12 protein-coding genes and 1 pseudogene are annotated in these 15,475 nt (G+C 60.0%); 7 read left to right on the top strand and 6 right to left on the bottom strand.

The window, feature by feature from the left end; all coding sequences use genetic code 11:
• The first annotated feature begins 44 nt into the window (after positions 1 to 44).
• Positions 45 to 1,097, top strand: coding sequence for an AbrB family transcriptional regulator (locus ACOI7D_RS00705; protein WP_023289363.1), 1,053 nt, complete (start codon positions 45 to 47; stop codon positions 1,095 to 1,097).
• Positions 1,098 to 1,167: 70 nt separating this feature from the next.
• Here ACOI7D_RS00705 and tpx read toward each other — a convergent pair whose 3' ends face one another.
• A complete protein-coding gene (gene tpx / locus ACOI7D_RS00700) occupies positions 1,168 to 1,674 on the bottom strand; it encodes a thiol peroxidase (RefSeq protein ID WP_008805229.1) in 507 nt (168 codons plus the stop codon).
• A gap of 102 nt (positions 1,675 to 1,776) precedes the next feature.
• Between tpx and ycjG the strand changes: the two genes are divergently transcribed.
• Positions 1,777 to 2,742, top strand: coding sequence for an L-Ala-D/L-Glu epimerase (gene ycjG / locus ACOI7D_RS00695; protein ID WP_048297345.1), 966 nt, complete (start codon positions 1,777 to 1,779; stop codon positions 2,740 to 2,742).
• Here the strand turns inward: ycjG and mpaA are convergent.
• The gene (gene mpaA, locus ACOI7D_RS00690; RefSeq protein ID WP_032452569.1) at positions 2,739 to 3,446 is read right to left on the bottom strand and encodes a murein tripeptide amidase MpaA; all 708 of its coding nucleotides are present in this window, start codon (positions 3,444 to 3,446) and stop codon (positions 2,739 to 2,741) included. The two genes, ycjG and mpaA, sit on opposite strands and share 4 nt — an antisense overlap.
• 72 nt (positions 3,447 to 3,518) lie before the next feature.
• Between mpaA and ACOI7D_RS00685 the strand changes: the two are divergent.
• Both ACOI7D_RS00685 and ACOI7D_RS00680 read left to right on the top strand, forming a co-directional pair.
• Positions 3,519 to 3,632, top strand: a pseudogene (locus ACOI7D_RS00685) (hypothetical protein); the annotation flags it as partial.
• Positions 3,633 to 5,249, top strand: a complete 1,617-nt coding sequence (locus tag ACOI7D_RS00680; RefSeq protein ID WP_048335009.1) for a peptide ABC transporter substrate-binding protein — start codon at positions 3,633 to 3,635, stop codon at positions 5,247 to 5,249.
• A gap of 167 nt (positions 5,250 to 5,416) precedes the next feature.
• Here the strand turns inward: ACOI7D_RS00680 and ACOI7D_RS00675 are convergent, their stop codons facing one another.
• Together ACOI7D_RS00675 and ACOI7D_RS00670 are read right to left on the bottom strand one after the other, a co-directional pair.
• Entirely contained in the window at positions 5,417 to 5,803 is a 387-nt protein-coding gene (locus tag ACOI7D_RS00675; protein ID WP_101977827.1) for a VOC family protein, read from the bottom strand.
• A gap of 323 nt (positions 5,804 to 6,126) precedes the next feature.
• The gene (locus tag ACOI7D_RS00670) at positions 6,127 to 7,011 is read right to left on the bottom strand and encodes a LysR family transcriptional regulator (protein WP_060590999.1); all 885 of its coding nucleotides are present in this window, start codon (positions 7,009 to 7,011) and stop codon (positions 6,127 to 6,129) included.
• A 171-nt stretch (positions 7,012 to 7,182) separates the two neighbouring features.
• On the opposite strand from ACOI7D_RS00670, the gene ACOI7D_RS00665 reads away from it, so the two are divergent.
• From ACOI7D_RS00665 to ACOI7D_RS00655, 3 genes are all read left to right on the top strand, one after another.
• Complete coding sequence (locus tag ACOI7D_RS00665; RefSeq protein WP_109547463.1) at positions 7,183 to 8,319, top strand: alpha/beta hydrolase; 1,137 nt, start codon at positions 7,183 to 7,185, stop codon at positions 8,317 to 8,319.
• Between the two features lie 85 nt (positions 8,320 to 8,404).
• Complete coding sequence (locus ACOI7D_RS00660) at positions 8,405 to 9,625, top strand: MFS transporter (protein WP_226453174.1); 1,221 nt, start codon at positions 8,405 to 8,407, stop codon at positions 9,623 to 9,625.
• Between the two features lie 77 nt (positions 9,626 to 9,702).
• Positions 9,703 to 10,572: an aldo/keto reductase gene (locus ACOI7D_RS00655; protein ID WP_049013427.1), complete on the top strand. Its 870-nt coding sequence runs from the start codon at positions 9,703 to 9,705 to the stop codon at positions 10,570 to 10,572.
• Positions 10,573 to 10,596: 24 nt separating this feature from the next.
• On the opposite strand, the gene ACOI7D_RS00650 is transcribed toward ACOI7D_RS00655, so the two are convergent.
• Complete coding sequence (locus tag ACOI7D_RS00650; RefSeq protein WP_109547461.1) at positions 10,597 to 12,795, bottom strand: glycoside hydrolase family 2 protein; 2,199 nt, start codon at positions 12,793 to 12,795, stop codon at positions 10,597 to 10,599.
• Positions 12,785 to 15,475, bottom strand: coding sequence for a hybrid sensor histidine kinase/response regulator (locus tag ACOI7D_RS00645; RefSeq protein WP_109547460.1), 2,691 nt, complete (start codon positions 15,473 to 15,475; stop codon positions 12,785 to 12,787). Before ACOI7D_RS00645 ends, ACOI7D_RS00650 begins: the two co-directional genes overlap by 11 nt.

Genomic DNA, 15,475 nt, shown 5'->3' with positions numbered 1-15,475 from the left:
CTGTATATACTGGTTTTTTAATCCTTTTTCCGGGGTGGTGCATATTGGCGTCGCGTCGCGCGATCGGGCAATGGCTGACATTGCTGCTGCTCTCAATTCTCTTTTCCTCGCTGCTGTTACGCATTCATCTGCCGGCAGCGCTGCTGCTGGGGCCGCTGATTGCCGGTCTCATTTTGAGCCTGCGCGGGGTGAAGCTGAGGATCCCCCGCGCCTGTTATCTGGCGGCGCAGGCTATCGTCGGCTGTATGATCGCCCGCGCCATTAACCCCTCCGTTTTTGGCGTGCTGTTCAACAACTGGGCGCTGGTGCTGGCGATCCTGTTAACGACCCTGGCGATCAGCGGCCTCACCGGCTGGCTGCTGGTCCGCTATAGCGCGCTGCCGGGCGCCACCGGCGCCTGGGGAAGCTCTCCCGGCGGGGCGTCGGCAATGGTAGTGATGGCTCAGGAGTACGGGGCTGATGTACGCCTGGTGGCGCTGATGCAGTATCTGCGAGTGCTGTTTGTCGTCGGCGCGGCGGCGCTGGTGGTGCGCTATGCCCTGGGCAACGAGGCGCAAACAATGAGCCAGGCTATCGTCTGGTTTCCACCGTTGACCCTTCATTTCCCTTTAACGCTGCTGCTGACAGCGGCGGGCTGCTGGCTGGGCGTGCGGCTGCGCATTCCTTCCGGCGCCATGCTGCTGCCGATGCTGCTCGGCGCGCTGGCCCAGGGGGGCGGCTGGGTGATGCTGGAGCTGCCGGAGTGGCTGCTGGCGATGGCCTACGCGGTGCTGGGCTGGACGGTGGGACTGCAGTTTAACAAGGCGGTGTTTCTGTTGGCCCTGAAGACGCTGCCGCAGATTATCGCCTCCATTCTTGGGCTGATCCTGATGTGCGCCCTGATGGCCCTCGGCCTGACCCACATTCTGCAGATGGATTTCATGACCGCCTATCTGGCCACCAGCCCTGGCGGACTCGACACGGTGGCGATTATCGCCGCCGGCACCCGGGCGGATATGTCGTTTATTATGGCGCTTCAGACGCTGCGGCTGTTTACCATCCTGCTGACCGGCCCGGCGATGGCGCGGGCTATTTCCCGCTATGCGCCGCGGCAATAAAAAGCCCCCGCAGAGCGAGGGCTGAGTACATAGCATGTCCGCAGGCGCGATGCCCCCGGGCAGTCTGTTATCAGGCTTTCAGGGCAGCCAGCGCGGCGTCGTAGTCCGGCTCTTCGGTGATTTCGTTCACCAGCTGGCTGTAGACAACCTGATCGTTTTCATCGATAACGACCACCGCGCGAGCGGCCAGGCCCGCCAGCGGACCGGCGGCGATGGCGACGCCGTAGTCAGCGAGGAACGAAGCGCCGCGCAGCGTGGAAAGGGTCACCACGTTGCTCAGGCCTTCCGCGCCGCAGAAGCGGGACTGGGCGAACGGCAGGTCAGCGGAAATGCACAGCACCACGGTGTTGTCCAGTTCAGCGGCCAGCTGGTTGAATTTACGCACTGATGCGGCGCACACGCCGGTATCAATGCTCGGGAAAATATTCAGTACTTTACGTTTGCCGGCGTACTGGCTCAGCGCGACGTCAGAGAGATCTTTGGCGACCAGCGTAAACGGCTGCGCTTTAGCGCCTGCCTGCGGAATGGTGCCCTGAACAGAAACGGGGTTGCCCTGGAAATGCACGGTTTGTGACATGGTTATCTTCCTGTTTACATATAGTTAACGTCGCGAGTAGTGTATGACATCCGCCAGCTACACGGCAAACCCTATTTAACATTTACCAGAGAGGACAAGGGAATGCGCAACGTGCGAGTGTATGAGGAAGCCTGGCCGCTCCACACCCCCTTTGTGATCGCCCGCGGCAGCCGCAGCGAGGCAAAAGTGGTGGTGGTGGAACTGGAAGAGGACGGTGTGAAAGGGGTGGGGGAATGCACCCCGTATCCCCGCTATGGCGAGAGCATCGCTTCGGTCATGGCCCAGGTGATGGCGATCGGCGAACAGCTGGAGGCGGGACTTACCCGCGAACAGCTGCAGCGACTGCTGCCGGCAGGCGCCGCGCGCAATGCCATTGACTGCGCCCTGTGGGATCTGCAGGCGCGGCGCGAAGGCAAAACCTTGCCCCAGCTGCTGGGGGTGACGTTGCCAAACCGGGTGATCACCGCCCAGACGGTGGTCATTGGCACGGCGGATCAGATGGCGGCCAGCGCCGCGGCGCTGTGGCAGAAGGGCGCTCAGCTGTTGAAGGTGAAGCTTGACGACCGGCTGATCAGCGAGCGGTTAATCGCTATCCGACAGGCGGCGCCGGAGGCTACGCTGATTGTCGACGCCAATGAATCCTGGCACAGCGAGGGGCTGGCGGCGCGCTGCCAGCTGCTGGCGGACCTGGGCGTGGCGATGCTTGAGCAGCCGCTCCCTGCCGACGCCGATGCGGCGCTGGAAAATTTCGTCCATCCGCTGCCAATTTGCGCCGACGAGAGCTGCCATACCCGGGAGAGCCTGCCCAGGCTGCGCGGACGCTATGAGATGGTCAATATCAAACTGGACAAAACGGGCGGCCTGACCGAAGCGCTGGCCCTCGCCGAGGAGGCAGAACGACAGGGCTTTGGACGGATGCTGGGCTGTATGCTCTGCACCTCGCGCGGGATCGCCGCCGCGCTACCCCTGGCGCCGCTGGCGCGCTTCGCCGACCTCGACGGCCCGACATGGCTGGCGGTGGACGTCGAGCCGGCGCTGCGGTTCAGCACCGGGGTGCTTCATCTTTAAGCCTGCCAGCGCAGCAGGTCGGTCATCGCCGGCAGGTAACGCTCGGTTGCCTCGTCGGCGGAGACCGGCGGGAACTCAGCGGTGATGCAGGGGAGTCCGATATCAGCGCACCAACTGCCAAAGGAACCTGGGGTGTCGTAGCCCACGCTGCCGACCAGCGGTAGTGAGAAGGCGTCGGCCAGCCAGTGTCCCAGCGGGCTGTGTCCCGGGTCTTCGATGCAGGCCAGCGGATCGTGAAAGGAGACCACCCACGCCGGATGGATCTGATGGATCAACTGACACAGGGCCTGGGTCTCTCGCTCCGAGCCCGGCTGTTCGCCGGTCAATAACACCACGTCTCGTTCCGTCGCCGCGCTGTTCCAGCGGTACACCGTTTCCCCTTGTCTCCAGTTAGCGGCCGGAAAGTTGCGGTTGAGGTCAACGCCGCGGGCGTTGGCGCGCAGCCCGAGCTGACAGCCGTCAGGATTGACCGTCAGCACCACGTGGTGGCGGCGCAGCTCCGGCTTCAGGGTGCGAAGGGCGCAGGAGAGGGTCACAATCGACGAATTCTCATCGCCGTGGGTGCCGGCAATAATCAGGCCGCTGCGGCTGTCGGCCATCGGCGCAGGAAACCACAGCAGCGGCGCGCCCAGTTCCGAGCTGCCGTACTGCCGGGTCCCCGGCGGAAAGTCGCCGCGCTGCGGGCGAGGACGTGAAATAGACATAGGGCTTCCTGTGTGTCGTTATTATGTAGTGTTGGCGAAAAGCGTGTTGGAATCAAACCCATTCCCTGAGGCGTGAAATCCGACGGCACATCAATTTTCTATCATATGTTGTTTGCAATTTCAGGTGATGAAACAAATAATTATCGCTCTGTTGGCGGTGTTTTTTCTCATTTTAAAGGGGATCTTATGAAGTATCCTGTCGCTTTGACATGCGGCGCGCTGTGGTTAGCCAGCGTATCTTCTCTGGCCTGGGCGGCGGACGTACCGCCGGGCACGGTACTGGCGAAAAACCAGCTGTTAGTGCGCCATATCAAAGATGAACCCGCCTCGTTAGATCCCGCTAAAGCGGTGGGCCTGCCGGAAATTCAGGTGATCCGCGATCTGTTTGAAGGTTTAGTCAATCAGGATGCGAAAGGCAACCTGATCCCGGGCGTGGCGACCCGCTGGCAGAGCAACGATAACCGCGTCTGGACCTTTACCCTGCGCGATAACGCCCGCTGGTCCGACGGCACGCCGGTCACCGCTGAGGACTTCGTCTATAGCTGGCGGCGTCTGGTGGACCCGAAAACCACCTCGCCGTTCGCCTGGTTTGCCGCGCTGGCGGGGATCGCCAACGCGCAGAACATCATTGACGGCAAAGCCGCGCCGGAGACCCTGGGGGTCACCGCCGTCGACGCCCACACCCTGCGGGTGCAGCTGGATAAGCCGCTGCCGTGGTTCAGCAACCTGACTGCCAGCTTTGCCTTCTACCCGGTACAAAAGGCGAACGTCGACAGCGGGGCAAACTGGACGCGGCCCGGCAGCCTGGTGGGCAATGGCGCCTATGTTCTGAAAGATCGCGTCGTGAATGAAAAGCTGGTAGTGGTGCCCAACACCCACTACTGGGATAACGCCAAAACGGTGATCCAGCAGGTCACCTTTGTGCCGATCAACCAGGAGTCCGCCGCCACCAAACGCTATCTGGCCGGCGATATCGATATCACCGAATCTTTCCCGAAAAATATGTATCAGAAGCTGCTGAAGGATATTCCGGGGCAGGTGTATACCCCGCCGCAGCTGGGCACCTACTATTACGCCTTTAATACCCAAAAAGGGCCGACGGCGGACGAGCGGGTGCGACTGGCGCTGAGTATGACCATCGATCGCCGGGTGATGGCGGAGAAGGTGCTGGGGACCGGGGAAAAACCGGCCTGGCGCTTTACCCCGGACGTAACGGCGGGCTTCACGCCGCAGCCGTCGCAGTTTGAGAGCATGAGTCAGGCCGAGCTTAATGCTCAGGCGAAAGCCCTGCTGGCTGCCGCCGGATATGGCCCGAATCGCCCGCTGAAGCTGACGCTGCTGTATAACACCTCTGAGAACCACCAGAAGATTGCCATCGCGGTGGCGTCGATGTGGAAGAAGAACCTCGGCGTGGAAGTGAAGCTGCAGAATCAGGAGTGGAAAACCTATATCGACAGCCGCAACACCGGCAATTTCGATGTGATCCGCGCCTCGTGGGTAGGGGATTACAACGAGCCGTCCACCTTCCTGTCGCTGCTGACCTCCACCCACAGCGGAAATATCTCCCGCTTTAACGATCCGGCATACGATAAAATCCTCGCGCAGGCGGCGGTGGAAAATTCAGCCAAAGCGCGTAACGACGATTACAACGCGGCGGAGAAGATCATTATGGTCAAAGCGCCGATTGCGCCGATCTACCAGTACACCAACGGTCGGCTGATTAAGCCGTGGCTGAAAGGCTACCCGATCACCAACCCGGAAGATGTGGCCTATAGCCGTACCATGTATATCGTTAAACACTGATGCGTACTGGCCTCCTGCTCAAGGCAGGTAGCCATTGCTGAACCCGGAGCTGGCGCGGATTATGGCGCCAGTTTCTCCTGCTCACCTTCTCCTGCCACAGTAGAAAGCATCACTTTTCTGGTAGTATGGCCGACTGAAACCAGGTCTAACCCTCTGAAAGCGAAGCATCAGAAGATCTCATCCGCTGGGTTTTTGTCATGATGCTCAACATATTCGGCAATCATACCATCTGGATGCCGAACCAGCATGTTCCAGCCCGTGGGCACGATCTTCACCGGGTTGATAATCGTTGCTCCGGTGGAAGGCAGATGTTTCTCCCAGGCGGAAATGTCGTTGACCAGGAAAGTGGCCTCGGTAGCGCGAAAAGGCGCCAGGCTTTTCTCGGTTCCGCCGATTAAAAGCACCGAACCCACCTGCGCCAGTTTGAGATCGTATTCAGGATAGTCGAAACGCAACCTCGCCTTCTGCGCGATGAGGTTTTCATAGAACGAAACGGTTTCTTCATAACAGCTCAGCAGCACGCATCGACGGATCAGAATATTGAGGACTTTCATTACGCCTCCTTTGCCATTGACGTAGAGATAGCCTGGCAGTCCTGAGGTGGAATGCAATGCTTAAGCGTTTTAGAGGTATTCCAAGAACAGGCGTGGGTAGGCGAAGAAAAAGGGTTTGCGCAGCAGGGAAATATGCGTTGTGTAACTTGTTACGAAGCGGTGCTGTATTATAACTTTATAATCAAATAGGCAAGTCGCAAAATTGATACTGATATAAGATCATTTCCGCCTTGCATGACAATTTGCATAGTTCGGAATTAAGCGAAAGCTCTGAGCTCAGCCCCCTCCGCCAACCGATACCTGCTGCCCGCAGGCATCCTCTGCTACATTCGCAATGTATCAATGACCGCTCTCAGCGCGGGCGATACATTGCGGTGCGGGTAATAGAGAAATGAACCTTCCAGACGCTGGCTATAACGCTGGAGCACCCGGATAAGCGTGCCCTGCGCTAGATCGTCGGTAATCAGTTCTTCCGGGACATAGGCCAGCCCCAGACCGAGCCTGGCCGCTTTGGCTTCCATATAGCTATCGGCGAAAGCCCACTGTCCCTGCGGCGGATGAGTTATTTTTTTGCCATCCACGTTAAGTTCCCAGGCGTAAAGGCTGCCGTCGCCAAACTGATAAGCGATGCAGGGGTGGACGACTAAATCGGCGGGCGTTTGTGGAAAGCCGTAGCGTCGAAAATGTTCCGGTGTACCCACCACCGCCATCTCCATATCGGGCGAAATGCGCACCGCAATCATGCCGCTTCCGACTTCCGGGCCCAGACGTACGCCCGCATCGAATCGCTCCGCAATAATATCGACAAACCGGCTTTCGCTGATCAGTTCCAGTCTGATATCGGGATAGCGTTGTTTAAATACTGCCAGCTTCGGCAGCAGGACTTTATCAATGGCATGCTGGCTGGCATTGATGCGTACCGTACCGGAGGGCGTTTGACGATAGTGGGCCAGCGTGGCGAGTCCCATATCTAAGGCGTCGAAACCGGATTCGACATTGTGATAGAGCTGTTCACCCGCCTGAGTGAGCGACAAACGGCGGGTGGTGCGCACCAGAAGCTGAACGCCCAGGCGCTCTTCAAGTTCACGAACCGAACGGCTGATCCCGGACTGCGCCAGGCCAAGTCGTTGCGCTGCGGCGGTAAAACTGCCTTCCCGCACCACCTGCATAAACAGATAAAGGTCATTATAGTTTTCTCGTTTCGCCATTCTCCCGCCTCGTAATCTGCATGCCATTTAGAACAATATGGTATTAATCTTAGCATTTTTCACCCACTAATCAGCACTATTACTGCTGGCTACACTAAGCCCACGACAACAAAGCGCAGCAGCGTTGTCTACTGGAGATTTGCATTGATCACGTTTATTTAGGGGGCTTTGATGACGGTTTTCACCAAAAAACTGACAGCCGCGATACCCGCCATGCTGCTTTGCGCCTCAATAAGTGGAGTCACAACGATGAGTTATGCTGATACGACTAACCCGAATACGCCTGTCTCTTTGATTGAAAAATGGGACAAAACATTTCCTGAGAGCGTGAAAGTGGATCATCGTAAGGTGACCTTCCACAACCGCTACGGGATTACCTTAGCAGGAGACCTCTACTTGCCGAAGGATCGCGGCGACCGCAGGCTGGCAGCCATTGCCGTTAGCGGTCCCTTCGGCGCGGTAAAAGAGCAATCCAGCGGCCTGTATGCGCAGACGCTGGCTGAACAAGGGTTTGTTACCCTGGCGTTTGACCCATCCTATACGGGCGAGAGCGGTGGTTACCCGCGGAACGTCGCTTCCCCGGATATTAACACTGAGGATTTCAGCGCGGCGGTGGACTTTCTGGGCCTGCAAAAAGAGGTGGATCGCCACCGTATCGGTTTGCTCGGCATTTGCGGATGGGGCGGTATGGCCTTAAACGACGCGGCGATGGATACGCGCGTCAAAGCGGTGGCGACCAGCGTCATGTATGACATGAGCCGCGCGATGGGGCATGGAGTCGGCGATGGCAAAGACCGCTACACGACAGCCGACCGCCGAGCGGTACTGCAGTACCTGAACGCGCAGCGCTGGAAGGATGCGGCAAACGGCACTTTCGCCCCCGGCGGGCATGACATTTATGTTGATGATAAAGGCAACGTCAGCGCTGCCGATCGTATTTTGCCGGAAACCTTGCCCGCCAATCCCAACCCGGTCCTGAAAGAGTTCTTCGATTATTACCGTATGCCGCGTGGTTTCCATCCGCGTTCGGTTAATTCAACCGGGGCATGGAATGCGACGATGCCGCTGTCGTTTATGAATATGCCGCTGCTGAATTATGCCGGCGAAGTGACTATTCCGACGCTTATCGTGACGGGCGAAAAAGCCCATTCTCGCTATTTTGCCGAAGCTGCCTTTAAGGCTATTGGCAGCAACGAGAAAGAACTGGTGATTGTCCCTGGCGCAAACCATGTCGATCTTTATGACAACGCCGCAGGCAAAATTCCCTTTAGTAAGTTCGAGCAATTTTTTAAAACCAACCTGAAATAGATCTCCTGTGCCGGAGCCATCCCCAAAGCCGCCGCGCGCTTGCTGGCGGCTTTTTACTGTCCGGGAGCCAGAAAGGAAATTAATAATGCCTGCATCACGTTCTACACCATCAGCGGATCACCCCCGCGCCTGCTGGAGCGGCGTATGGGCGATGACGCTCTGCGTATTTGTACTCATTGCCTCAGAATTTATGCCGGTCAGCCTGTTAACGCCCATCGCTGGCGATTTAGGCGTCACCGAGGGATTAGCCGGTCAGGGCATTGCCATTTCAGGCGCGCTGGCGGTGCTGACCAGCCTGAGCATTTCTCGCCTTGCGGGAGCACGGGATCGTAAATACCTTCTGTTAGCGCTCACGGCGCTGATGGCGGTCTCGGGAATGATGATTGCCCTGGCGTCCAGCTATCCAGTTTATATGCTGGGCAGGGCGCTCATTGGGATCGTCATCGGCGGCTTCTGGTCTATGTCGGCCGCAACGGCCATTCGCCTGGTGCCGCAACGTCAGGTCCCCCGCGCATTGGCCATCTTTAACGGCGGCAACGCGCTGGCCACCGTTGTGGCAGCGCCGCTGGGCAGCTACCTGGGGGCCACCGTCGGCTGGCGCGGCGCCTTTTTATGTCTCGTCCCGCTGGCGATGGTGGCCTTCGTCTGGCAATGCGTTAGCCTGCCGTCGATGAAAAGCCAGCGCGCACCACAGCCGCAGGGAACCGTGCTGGGTTTGTTCCGCCGCTCGACGGTATTCCTTGGATTGCTGGCCTGCGGGCTGTTTTTTATGGGGCAGTTTACCTTATTTACCTATGTGCGACCGTTTCTGGAGACCGAGACCCGAGTCAGTTCCTCTGGTCTTTCCCTGATATTGCTGGCGATGGGTACCGCCGGTTTTGTCGGCACGCTGCTTATTTCGAGCGCGCTGAACGCCCGGTTTTATCCGACGCTGGTGGCTATCCCTTTGGTCATGGCCGCGATTGCCGGAACGCTTCTGCTGGCCGGACACCACCCGGGATCAGTCGCCGTACTGTTAAGCCTGTGGGGCCTGCTGGCGACGGCCGCGCCCACCGGCTGGTGGACGTGGATTGCGCGGACGCTGCCCGAGGATGCGGAGGCGGGCGGTGGTCTGATGGTCGCCGTGATCCAGCTATCGATTGCCCTCGGGTCAACGGCAGGCGGCCTGGTGTTTGATAGTCTGGGATGGCGCAGCAATTTTGCACTGAGCGGTCTGTTACTGCTGGCGGCGGCAGGGGCGACTTTTCTGCTCTCTGCCAAAATCAGCTCATCTCAGCGCACGCCGATTAATGAGCTGGATGCATAAGTCAAATCACAAATGACAGGGTAATCACGGCGACGTTTATGGCCTACCATGATGGTTAAACAAGATGAGGGATGACCATGGAATATTGTGTATTAAGTAACAACCGTAAAATGCCGATGCTGGGTTTTGGCGTTTTTAAGGTGACCGATAAAGCAGAGTGTAAGCGGTCGGTGCTGAACGCCATTCGCACCGGCTACCGCCTCATCGATACCGCCGCCGTCTACGATAATGAAGATGCGGTGGGGGAGGCCGTTCGCGAAGCCATCGCCGAAGGTCTGTGTACCCGCGAGGCGCTATTTATTACCTCCAAACTGTGGGTTCAGGACATGGCCAACGCCGGGATGGCGAAAGCCGGGATTGCCGCGTCCTTAAAAAAATCCGGGCTGGAATACTTCGATCTTTATCTGTTGCATCAGGCGATGGGCGATTATTTCAGCGCCTGGTGCGCGCTGGAGGAGGCTTATGAAGCCGGTATCCTGAAAGCGATCGGCGTGTCCAATTTCTATGCCCATGTGTTAGCTAACTTCTGCGAAACCGTCAGAATCAGGCCGATGGTGAATCAGGTCGAACTGCATCCTTATTTCGCCCAGCCCGCGGCGCTGGAAACCATGAAGCACTATCATGTTCAGCCGGAAGCCTGGGCGCCGTTAGGCGGTGGCAGACATAATCCGTATGAAGAGGCCATGCTGCAGGAGATTGCCGATGCCCACCAAAAAACCGTTGCTCAGGTGGTCCTGCGCTGGAACGTGCAGCGAGGCGTCACGGTCATTCCTAAATCCACCCGCCAGGAGCGTATTGAAGAGAACTTTGCCATCTGGGATTTCTCGCTCACTGCGCGCGAAATGGCGCAAATTAGCGATCTGGATTTAGGTTACGTTGGCGAAGCAGTGAAACACTTTAACCCTGAATTCGTTCGCGGCTGTCTGGGGGTGAAAATCCACGACTGATCGCGGCTCAGCGTGAAGCCTGCTTCATTTAGCTGCCTGCGCCGCGGCGACGGGTTCGGTATGCTGGTTAGCGCCCACGCGTGTGCCGCGACGGTTGTCGATGCGGTAGTCGACCGTCACGGGCTGCGGGCCGGCGGGGGTGACGGTCAGCTCCCTGACCATCTGGCCGGCGTCCGGCGGTAGGGTCAGGGTGGTTTCACCCTGAGCGAGCATCTGGCCATTTTGCCTGACCTGCCAGGTAAGGCGACAATCCTCGCAGGCCGTCCAGGTATCGTTAATCGCCCACAGGCGCACCGTCGCCGGGCTACCCTGACGCCAGCTGGCGGTCACCGGCTCGATGGATGGCAGGATCGGCTGATAGGCGCGCTGCAGGGCATAGTAACCCGCCTTCGGCTGGCGCAGATAATCCACCACCCCCCAGTTGATGGAGGGCCATGTCTCGACAAACATAAAATGGAACAAGGCGGTCACCGGCTGATAACGCTGGCGGCGATAGCTCTCCGCTGCCAGCGCCACCAGCCTGGCCTGATACGCCTGGGTGTTTTCAATCATCTCCTGAATAGTGTTGCCTCGTGGAATACCGGCAAATTTAAAGGTCTGGAAAGGCTGAAAATTATGGTACTTCCATCGCACCCAGCCGGGGTCGTCGGCGGCGGTGGTTTTCGGCCACAGCAGACGGGCCGGGATAATGGTCTTCAGGGTGGAGAGGCGGGGCAGCGCCTGGGCGCCAAACTCGGAAATAATCCCGGTTTTCGCCGGGGAGAGCAGGTCGCGCAGGGTGCCGAAATACCAGCCCGCCCAGTAGTGCTCTTCAACAGCGGAAAAGCGATGCACGATGCGGGAGGTATCTTCCGCCAGCGCATCGCCCACCCGCTGCGTCAGGGTCTGGTTTAAGGTTTTACGCCAGTCGGGGAAGCGTTTCTCCATCCACGGCGAGTTCCACGGCGGCTCGTTGTGACCGCCCCAGACAATAATCGCCGGCGAATTGCCGAACTGGTCCATCATCGCCCGGGTCTGGCGCACCGCGTTATCGGCAAAGGCGACGCTGTCATCATAACCCCACTGCAGCGGAACATCCTGCCAGATCATCAGCCCCATCTCATCGGCCACCTCATATAGCGCGCGACCCGCCACGTGGCCATGAACGCGGATGGCGTTGGCGTTCATGGCCGTGACTAGCCTGAAATCCCGGCGATATTTTTTCCGCGTCATGGTGCTCAGCCACGGCGAGCCAATATAGTTGCTGCCCTTGATGAACAGCCGTTTGTCATTGATGCGCCAGCCCTGATTGTCCGCCAGCGCTTCCACCTTACGTAATCCGGTGCGGGTGACGGCGGTATCCATGATCCCCCGGTTATCCGCGAGGGTGGCGCGCACCCGGTAGAGGTTAGGTTTGCCAGCACCCACGGGCCACCAGAGCTTTGCCGAGGGCATGGGCAGCGAGACGCGCAGGACGCCTGCGGTGTTCTCCAGGGTGACCGCGAAGGCCTGTTGAAAACGCGGGCCGGAAAAATTGTCCGGGGTGGCCGTCAGGCGCAGCGTGACGGGGCCGGGGGTCACGGCCCGATAGCGGATTTCGGCACGCAGAATGGGCTGCTCCAGCCCCTGTCGCCAGTCCGGGCGCAGGATCACCTCGTCGAGGGTGACGCCGCGGCTCAGATGGAGCTTCACCGGCGCCCAGATCCCCCCGGAATTGGCATCCTGCCCCTGAACCGACCAGGCGCCGCCCGGGCGGGTATCGTGCTGGTTCAGGATCCCTTTCATCAGCGTTTTGTGCAGCGGCCAGATCGTTTGCGGGTCTTCATAGGGGCTGTCGACCCGCACGACGAGCTGATTATGGCGGCGAACGACCCCGCTGATGTCCACCGGGAAGCGCTGAAAATACCCTTCGTGCCGGGCCAGCGTCTTGCCGTTGAGCGCCACCTCGGCAAAGTAATCGACGCCGTCAAACACCAGAGTGGCCATGGCGTGCGGCGTCAGGCCATGCAGGGTAAACTGATGGCGATACCACAGGGCGCCCTGATGATCGTATCCGGCGCTGTACCAGTTTGCCGGTACCCGCAGCGTGCGCCAGTCGCCGTCCGAAGCCTGCGCGCCGTCGAAGGCGCTGTCGTTGGCGTCATGCACCCGCCATTGTCCGGCCAGTGACCAGGTCACCGGCGCTGAGCCGGCGTGCGCCAGCGGCAGGCAAACCACCAGCAGCAGAAGACGTCTAGCGATCACGGGGAGCCTCCTGCATTCTGCGGCGCAGCCACAGGCGGCAGCCCGCGATCGCCTCGGCCAGCGCGTCGCACAGGTCGCCCGGCACGCTCTGGTCGGGCGAGGCTGCCTGGCTCTCCAGTTGCTGGAGCACCCCGGAAAGGCGCTGAAAGCCAAGGGTGGCCGCCTCGCCGCGCAGTTTGTGGGCGGCGCGACGCCACGTCTCACGGTCATTAGCGTTAATGGCGTGGGTAAGGGCGGCGGCGGCAGCGTCAAGCCCAGCAGCGAAGAGCCCCAGCAGCTCCTCGACCAGCTCAGGATCGTCGGCGCACTGTTTCAGCAGGCGGGCCTCGTCCGGCAGGCCTTCCTCTTCCTCCGGACCGCTATTTTCCGCCGCGCCGACGCGGGCGATGGCCTCCCGTAGCGCCTCCTGGCTCACCGGTTTGGCGATATAGCCGTCGAAGCCCATCGCCAGACAGCGCTCTCTATCGCCCTGCATCGCGTGGGCGGTCATAGCCATCGCGGGCTGGTGCTCCCGGCCGAGCGCCTGCGTCTCTTCACGCAGCAGGCGGATGGCGGTTTCACCGTCCATCTCCGGCATTTGCAGATCGATCAGCAGGAGATCCCAGCAGTCGGCGCGCCAGCGCGCCAGCGCCTCCCGGCCGTTGTTCACCACCTCGCAGCGGTGGCCAAGCTGTTCCAGCAGCCGTCTGGCGACCTTCTGATTAACCAGATTGTCCTCGGCCAGCAGGATATGCAGCCCGGCCTGTTCCCTGACCGGCTCCGCAACGGGGGCTGGCGCTGTCGCCGCCACCGGCGTGGGAACCAGAATGCCGGCGATAACCTGATGCAGTTCGCGCTGCGCCACCGGTTTATGCAGATAGTGAGCAATGCCGATGCGCTTGAGCATATTGGCGTCAAAATGGCGGCTCATGGAGCTGAGCATAATAATCTGGCTTTGCCGGGCCTCGGGCAGGGCGGAAAGCTCCAGCGCCAGGGATACGCCGTCCATATCCGGCATCTGCGCGTCCAGCAGGATCAGCGGCCAGGGCGGCCCTTCGGCGGCCCGGCGTAGCGCCTCGCCGGCGTTGTCCACGCAGCTTGGCATCAGCCCCATCTGGCGAAGCATGGCGTCGAGCAGGCGCAGGTTGGTGCTGTTGTCGTCAACCACCAGCACCCGCTGGTGGTTAAAGTGGCCCAGCGGGGCGCTGTCGGCGGCGGCGTGCAGCGCTGTCAGCGGCAGGGTGAAGGCAAATTCGCTGCCCGCCCCGGGCTGGCTCTCCACCGTCAGCTCGCCGCCCATCAGGTTGACCAGGCGGGCCGAAATGGTTAACCCCAGACCGGTGCCGCCGTAGCGGCGGGTGGTGGAGCTATCGGCCTGGCTGAAAGCCTCGAAGATCGCCTTTTGCTTCTCCGGGGCGATACCGATGCCGGTATCGCGAATGCGAAAGCGCCAGCGGTTTTCGTCGTCGGCCGGCGCTATCGCCAGCAGAACCTCCCCCTGATGCGTGAACTTCAGCGCATTACCCAACAGGTTGGTCAGGATTTGCCGCAGCCGGGGGCCATCGACGATCAGCACCTCGGGCACCGCTGGGGAGATATCCACCAGCAGCTCAATGCCCTTTTCGCTGGCGGCAGGCATATGCGGGCGGATCAGCGACTGAACAAAGGGGCGGATCTCCAGCGGCTCTTCGTCCACCTGCATCTTGCCCGACTCAATGCGTGAGAAATCAAGAATGTCGTTAATAATGTGCAGCAGCGACTGGGCTGAGCTCATCACCAGCGAAAGGTACTCCCGCTGCTCCGCGGTCAGCGGCGTGTCGAGGCAGAGCTGCGTCATGCCGAGAATGCCGTTCATCGGGGTGCGGATTTCGTGGCTCATATTGGCGAGGAAGGCGCTTTTCGCTTCGTTCGCCTCGCGGGCTTCCTTCGCCGCCTCAATGGCCAGCAGCTCTGCGGCTTTGCGCCGGGTAATATCCTGCAAGGTGCCGATCACCCGCTCTGCCTGCTGCTGCATATTGAGGGTGACGATCTGCCCCGAGAGCAGCATCCAGCGCCAGCCCTGCGTGGGGTGCTGGACGCGAAGCTCACATTCAAAAACCGGCATATGCTCGTTTTGCGAGGCGATCATCGCCTGCTGCAGGGTGGCGCGATCGTCCTCGTGGACCAGATTGAGCATAAAACGCAGTGGAAAGCGCCACTGCGCCCGTGACTGGCCGACCATCGCCAGCAGAGTGTCATTGACCTGCAGGCTGTCGCCGGAGACCTGCCAGTCCCAGATGCCGATCTGGATCGACTCCGCGGTGAATAAAAAGTCGTCATGAAGCTGGTGACGCGAGCGTCGGGCCTCGTCAAGCTCGGTGATGTCGGTATGCAGGCTGACAATCCCGCCATCCGCCAGCCGCTGATGCTGAACGTAAATCCGGCGGTTGCCCGACTGACGGACCTCGCAGTGGTTCGTCTGGCGGCAGTTGCGGATTATCGCCTCGCGCAGCGTCTGTTGCCGGCCAGGGTCGATGTTATATCCGGCATCGATAAACTTCTCCGCCAGGCTCTCAAGAGAGGCACCGACGGCGAGCCAGGGCGCGATCGTTGGATAAAACAGCGCCACCTTATCATTCCAGGCCTGCAGTCGTTCGCGCTCATCGTAGATCATCACCGCCGAGGGCAGGAGGTTGAGGTCGGTACGGTTAGCGGCATGCAT

Source organism: Klebsiella sp. C360, assembly GCF_048822415.1.
Classification (GTDB): domain Bacteria; phylum Pseudomonadota; class Gammaproteobacteria; order Enterobacterales; family Enterobacteriaceae; genus Klebsiella; species Klebsiella quasipneumoniae.
This window is presented reverse-complemented; position numbering and strand designations above follow the sequence as displayed.